Source organism: Streptomyces sp. NPDC040718, from assembly GCF_055593565.1.
In genome coordinates, this window is the sequence record NZ_JBVIXO010000021.1 from 74262 (window position 1) to 80907 (window position 6646).

Annotated in this window: 6 protein-coding genes and 1 pseudogene; all 7 read left to right on the plus strand. The window is 73.2% G+C overall.

The window, feature by feature from the left end; genetic code table 11:
• Nucleotides 1–5: 5 nt before the first annotated feature.
• Nucleotides 6–1649: an acyl-CoA dehydrogenase family protein gene (locus ACZ597_RS33220; protein ID WP_471338665.1), complete on the plus strand. Its 1644-nt coding sequence runs from the start codon at nucleotides 6–8 to the stop codon at nucleotides 1647–1649.
• A gap of 400 nt (nucleotides 1650–2049) precedes the next feature.
• Entirely contained in the window at nucleotides 2050–3315 is a 1266-nt protein-coding gene (locus ACZ597_RS33225) for a GAF domain-containing protein (RefSeq protein WP_471338677.1), read from the plus strand.
• 5 nt (nucleotides 3316–3320) lie between these two features.
• Nucleotides 3321–3884, plus strand: coding sequence for a GNAT family N-acetyltransferase (locus ACZ597_RS33230; protein WP_471338667.1), 564 nt, complete (start codon nucleotides 3321–3323; stop codon nucleotides 3882–3884).
• 399 nt (nucleotides 3885–4283) lie between these two features.
• A complete protein-coding gene (locus tag ACZ597_RS33235; RefSeq protein WP_312847410.1) occupies nucleotides 4284–4367 on the plus strand; it encodes a putative leader peptide in 84 nt (27 codons plus the stop codon).
• A 218-nt stretch (nucleotides 4368–4585) separates the two neighbouring features.
• On the plus strand, nucleotides 4586–6292 hold the full coding sequence (locus tag ACZ597_RS33240) for a nitrite/sulfite reductase (RefSeq protein WP_471338669.1): 1707 nt from the start codon (nucleotides 4586–4588) through the stop codon (nucleotides 6290–6292).
• Complete coding sequence (locus ACZ597_RS33245; protein ID WP_125815005.1) at nucleotides 6289–6468, plus strand: hypothetical protein; 180 nt, start codon at nucleotides 6289–6291, stop codon at nucleotides 6466–6468. Before ACZ597_RS33240 ends, ACZ597_RS33245 begins: the two co-directional genes overlap by 4 nt.
• Nucleotides 6384–6646, plus strand: a pseudogene (locus ACZ597_RS33250) (hypothetical protein); the annotation flags it as partial. The gene ACZ597_RS33245 and the pseudogene ACZ597_RS33250, both read left to right, overlap by 85 nt.

The following is a 6646-nucleotide window of genomic DNA, read 5'->3' on the forward strand; positions in this document are numbered from 1 at the left end:
TCCGCATGGCAGCCACCACCCACACAGTCAGCAACCAGGCCCCTCCGCTCGTCGGGTACGAGGTGTACCTCGGCGACCGGGCCCTCACCGAGGGCGTGGAGCGGCACCTCGCCGACGCGGCCCCCGAACTCCGCGACGAGGTACGGGAGGAGCTCACCGCGCTCGGGCGCACCGCCGGTTCGGCGCAGGCCCAGCGGTGGGGCCGGGAGGCGAACGAGAACCCGCCGATACTGCGGACGCACGACCGGTACGGGAACCGGATCGACGAGGTGGAGTTCCACCCGTCGTGGCACCGGCTGCTCGGGGAGGCGGTCGGCGCCGGGCTGACGGACGCCTGGGGCCGTCCGGCCGGGCACCTGCGGCGCGCGGCGGGCTTCTTCCTGTGGTCGCAGGCCGAGGCGGGGCACGGCTGCCCGGTCTCGATGACGCACGCCGCGGTGCCGGCGCTGCGGATGGATCCGGAGCTCGCGGCGGAGTGGGAGCCGCGGCTGACCTCGCACGTGTACGAGGAGGGGCTGCGGCCGGCCGGGCAGAAGGCCGGGGTGCTCTTCGGGATGGGCATGACGGAGAAGCAGGGGGGCAGCGACGTACGGGCGAACACGACGGCGGCGGCTCCGCTGGACGCGTCCGGGGAGTACGTGCTGACCGGGCACAAGTGGTTCTGCTCGGCGCCGATGTCGGACGGCTTCCTGGTGCTGGCGCAGGCGCCGGGAGGGCTGACCTGCTTCCTGGTGCCGCGGGTGCTGCCGGACGGGACGCGGAACGCGTTCGCGATCCAGCGGCTGAAGGACAAGCTGGGCAACAAGTCGAACGCGTCGGGCGAGATCGAGTTCTCCGGGACGTGGGCGCGGCGGGTGGGCGAGGAGGGCCGCGGGGTGCGGACCATCATCGAGATGGTCGCGGCGACCCGGCTGGACTGCGTGATCGGTTCGGCCTCGCTGATGCGGCAGGCGCTGACGCAGGCCGTCCACCACGCGGAGCACCGCTCTGCTTTCGGAGCACCGCTCATCGACCAGCCGCTGATGCGCAACGTCCTCGCGGACCTCGCCCTGGAGTCGGAGGCGGCCACCGCGCTGACGCTGCGCCTCGCGGCCGCGTACGACGCCGGGACCGAGCAGGAGCGGGCCTTCCTGCGCCTCGCGGTGCCCGCCGCGAAGTACTGGGTGACCAAGCGGTGTACGCCGATGGTGGCGGAGGCCCTGGAGTGTCTGGGCGGCAACGGCTACGTCGAGGAGTCCGGACTGCCGCGACTGCTGCGCGAATCCCCGGTGAACTCCATCTGGGAGGGCTCGGGCAACGTGCAGTCCCTGGACGTCCTGCGCGCGCTCCAGCGGGAGCCGCAGGCCCTGAACGCCTTCCTCCGGGAAGTGGGGCTGGCCCGGGGCGCCGACCACCGGCTGGACGCGGCGATCAAGAACCTGCTGACGGAGCTGGCCGACCTCGAAGGGATCGAGGCCCGGGCCCGCCGGGTGGTGGAGCGGATGGCCCTGGTGCTGCAGGGCTCGCTGCTGGTCCGCTGGGCCCCGCCGGAGGTGGCGGACGCGTTCTGCGCGTCCCGGCTCGGCGGTGACTGGGGGGCGGCCTTCGGAACGCTGCCGCACAGCCTCGACCTGGCGGGCGTGGTGGCACGGGCGCGGATCACGGGCTGACGGCGGTCCCCAAACCACCGTGCTCCCGGGCCGCGCTGGTCCCCAAACCATTACGCGGCCGCCGGAGCGCTCAGCGCCGGATCCGAGCCCGTGGAGGTGGGACCGGGGGTGGCGCCGCGCCGACTCGGCGCCACCCCTGGTCCAAGAGCCCCGAGGAAGGAGCTGTCACGCCGCTCGGCGGCGTGCCGATAGTTTCGGTCGGGTGACCGGGGGTTGGCGAGGGTTGCATACCGTTGCAACCCTGCATTCCTTACGGCTCGGAATTCGCCCGCCGCATGTGCCCGGGAAGTACGCGGGTGCGCCGCGGGGGGCGGCTTGCGCAGTACGTCCTGTTCAGCACGGGGAGGTTCCGGTGGCCAACACCGCAGGCAGCGCGGTCGACGTGGCGCGCATCTCGGCCATGGACGCGCGGGAGGCGACGCGCCTGCTGAAGGGCGTACGGGCCGCGGCGCTGGCCGGGGACCGGCCGCCGGCCGCCCCCCGCCCCGAGATCGCCGAATCCTGGCGGCGGATGCTCGCCGGCGGGGTGCACCCCGACCGGGACGCCCGCTCGCGGATGCTGTCCGCCGCCGAGACGGAGGAGCGCCGGCAGGTCTCCCCGCTGCGGGAGGTCCTCCCGGTGCTGCGCGAGGGGCTGCTGCCCGCGCTGGACGAGGCTCTGCACATCATGGTCGTCGCCGACGCGGACGGGCGGCTGCTGTGGCGGGAGGGGCACCGGTCGATCCTGCGCAAGGCGGACCGGCTGGGGTTCGCTGTGGGGGCCGACTGGGACGAGGCCGTGGTCGGCACGAACGGGGTGGGCACCGCGCTGGTGACGCGGCGGCCCGTCCAGGTCTTCTCGGCGGAGCACTTCGTCTCCAGCCACCACGAGTGGACCTGCGCGGGGGCGCCCGTGCACGACCCGCGGGACGGCCGGCTGCTGGGGGTCGTCGACGTCAGCGGGCCGCTGGCCACCATGCACCCGGCGACCCTGGCCTGGGTGAGCTCCGTGGCCCGGCTCGCCGAGCGGGAGCTGCGGGTGCGGCACCTGGAGTCCCTGGAGCGGTTGCGGGCGGTGGCGGCCCCGCTGCTGGCCCGGCTGCCCGGGCGCGCCGTGGCCGTGGACCCGCACGGCTGGACGGCGGCGGTGACGGGTCTGGCCCCCGCCGACCGGGTCGCCCTGCCGAAGGGGCTGGGCCCCGGGCCGGTGTGGGTCGCGCAGCTGGGCGACTGCGTGGCGGAGCCGCTGCCCGGCGGCTGGCTGCTGCGGCTGGCCGAGGCGCGGAGCGCCGCGCCGGCGGTGAGCCGGGTGGTGCTGGACCTGAGCCGGCCCCGGTCCTGGTCGGCGACCGTGTACGGGGCCGCCGGCAGCTGGTCCCAGGAGCTGAGCCCGCGCCACGCGGAGCTGCTGTTCCTGCTGGCGGAGACCCCGCGGGGGCGTTCGGCGGCGGAACTGGCCGCCGAGCTGTTCGGGGACCCGACGCGGACGGTGACGGTCCGCGCCGAGCTGTCCCGGGTGCGGCGGCACCTGGCCGGGGTGCTGACGCACCGGCCGTACCGCTTCGCGGAGGACGTGGAGGTGGAGCTGATCCGCCCGGCGGATCCGGGCCGGCTGCTGCCCCACTCCACCGCCCCGGCGGTGATCAGGGCCCGCCTGGGCCGTGGCCGGGCGGCCGTGATTCCCTGAACGCCATGAACACCATCACACTCACCACCTGGTCACTCGAGATGACCTCGCCGTCGGACCTCGTTCCGGCGGCGGTGCCGGGCACGGAGATCACCATCGCCCGCGCGGAGGTCCCGTCCCCGGAGCTGAGCCGCTTCCTGTACGCCTCGGTGGGCGGGGACATCCACTGGACCGACCGGCTGTCGCTGACCCGCGCGGAGTGGGTGGAGCTGCTGGAGCGGCCGGGCGTGGAGACGTGGATCGCGTACGACCGGGGCACCCCGGCGGGGTACGTCGAGCTGGACCCGCAGCCCGGTGGTGTGGTCGAGATCATGTACTTCGGGCTGCTGCCGGACTTCCGGGGCCGCCGCATCGGCGGACACCTGCTGAGCGTCGGCACGGCCCGCGCCTGGGACCTCGCGTCCCGCTGGCCGGACCGCGAGCCGACCCGCCGGGTGTGGGTCCACACGTGCAGCCTGGACGGCCCGACGGCGATGGACAACTACCGGCGCCGCGGCTTCAAGGTCTTCAAGACGGAAACGGAACCCACGGAAGAAACCCCGACGCCGGGCCCCTGGCCCGGAGCGTAGCCCCTGGCCGTTGCCCTGGCCGGGCGGGGTTGCGGGGTGCGTGCCGCCGGGGCCGTTCCCCTGGCCGGGCGGGATGCCGCGTGGGGGGCTGCGTGCGGGGGCCGGGCGCGGTGACGGGGTGGGGGTCCGGAGGCGGAGCCCCCAGGGAAGGTGGAAGGGCGGGTAGGGGACCTCGCCCCGCGCAGCGGCCCAGCCGGCCCGCGGCAGGAACCCGGCCCGGGCCCGACGGCCGGAGGCCGGCGCAGCGGCGCGAAGCCGGGGCGGCCGCCCGCGGCCGAACCACGCGAGCGGCGCGTGAAGAAGGTGACGGCCGTCACGCCATCTCATGATCCGGGACGACATCGTCCGGATCGTGGACAGTAGTGGACTCCTCCAATCGGCACATGACACGCTTCGGCCATGAATGGAGCTGGAATTGCCTTGGTGAGTCGGCGGCACGTCGACCTCGGCCGCATGTCCAGCGCCATCTGTCCGGCCCGCTGACGGAACCAGCACCCGCCGCACATCGCCGCAGTCCCCGCCGCCGCGGACGCGTCGATCACCCGCAAGCCCCCTGAGGCCAACGCCGCCCCCTGCCTGTCGGCAACCCCGACACACGGGCGGAAATCGGCCACACCTGCTCAGAGACTCCAGCGTGACAGGGGCGCGCCGCCGCTCCCCCCTGCCTCCACCTAGAGCCGTTGAAGAAGGACGTACCCGCCATGGCCGCCACCCCTGAAACGCCCGCAGCCGCCCCCGCAGCCGCAGCGCGCCGCAAGACCGGCCGTCACCGCGGCGAGGGCCAGTGGGCCGTCGGGCACCACACGCCCCTCAACGGCAACGAGCAGTTCAAAAAGGACGACGACGGTCTCAATGTGCGGACACGCATCGAGAACATCTACTCCAAGGCCGGGTTCGACTCGATCGACCCCAACGACCTGCGCGGCCGTATGCGCTGGTGGGGCCTGTACACCCAGCGCAAGCCCGGGATCGACGGCGGCAAGACCGCGATCCTGGAGCCGGAGGAGCTGGACGACAAGTACTTCATGCTGCGCGTCCGCATCGACGGCGGCCGGCTGACCACCGAGCAGCTCCGCGTCATCGGCGAGATCTCCGAGGAGTTCGCACGCGGCACCGCCGACCTCACCGACCGCCAGAACGTGCAGTACCACTGGATCCGGATCGAGGACGTCCCCGAGATCTGGCGCCGCCTGGAGGCCGTCGGCCTGTCGACCACCGAGGCCTGCGGTGACACGCCCCGCGTCATCCTCGGTTCGCCCGTCGCCGGCATCGCCCAGGACGAGATCATCGACGGCACGCCCGCCATCGAGGAGATCTACCGCCGCATCGTCGGCAACCCGGACTTCTCCAACCTGCCCCGCAAGTTCAAGTCCGCGGTCTCCGGCTCGCCGCTGCTCGACGTGGCGCACGAGATCAACGACATCGCCTTCGTCGGCGTGAACCACCCCGAGCACGGTCCCGGCTTCGACGTCTGGGTCGGCGGCGGCCTGTCCACCAACCCCAAGCTGGGCGTCCGCCTCGGCACCTGGGTCTCCCTGGACGAGGTCCCCGACGTCTACGAGGGCGTCATCTCGATCTTCCGCGACTACGGCTACCGGCGCCTGCGCACCCGCGCCCGCCTGAAGTTCCTCGTCGCCGACTGGGGCGCGGCCAAGTTCCGCCAGGTCCTGGAGGACGAGTACCTGAAGCGCAAGCTGACCGACGGCCCCGCGCCCGAGCAGCCCAGCGGCCAGTGGCGCGACCACGTCGGCGTGCACCAGCAGCAGGACGGGAAGTTCTACGTCGGCTTCGCGCCCCGCGTCGGCCGTGTGGACGGCGCCACCCTCACCAAGATCGCGGACGTCGCCGAGCAGCACGGCTCCGGCCGCCTGCGGACCACCGCCGAGCAGAAGATGATCGTCCTCGACATCGAGGCCGACCAGGTCGACTCGGTCGTCGCGGCCCTGGAGGCGCTGGACCTGCGGGTCAAGCCGTCCCCGTTCCGCCGCGGCACGATGGCCTGCACCGGCATCGAGTTCTGCAAGCTGGCCATCGTCGAGACGAAGGCGCGCGGCGCCTCGCTGATCGACGAGCTGGAGCGCCGCCTGCCGGACTTCGCCGAGCCGCTCACCATCAACATCAACGGCTGCCCGAACGCCTGCGCCCGTATCCAGGTGGCGGACATCGGTCTCAAGGGCCAGCTGGTCCTGGACGACGACGGCAACCAGGTGGAGGGCTACCAGGTCCACCTGGGCGGTGCCCTCGGCCTGGAGGCCGGCTTCGGCCGCAAGGTCCGCGGCCTGAAGGTCACCTCGGCCGGTCTGCCCGACTACGTCGAGCGGGTCGTCAAGCGCTTCGAGGAGGAGCGCGAGGACGGCGAGCGCTTCGCCGCCTGGGTCGGCCGCGCCAGCGACGCGAGCCTCTCATGAGCGAGCGCGCCGCACCGTTCTACTGCCCGTACTGCGGCGACGAGGACCTGTTTCCCCACGAGACGGGTCACGGCGCCTGGGAATGCAGGGCCTGCAACCGAGCCTTCCAGCTGAAGTACCTCGGGCTGCTGGCCCGGGGTGTTCAGTCCAACACCGCTGGAGGGGACGAGATATGACCACTACTCAAGACGTGAGTCTCAGAGAACTGGCCGAGCAGGCGGGCCGGGACCTGGAGGACGCTTCCGCGCTGGATGTCCTTCGGTGGGCGGTGGAGACCTTCGGGAAGGGGTTCTGTGTGACGTCCTCGATGGAGGACGCGGTCGTCGCCCACCTCGCCTCGCGGGTCGCTCCTGG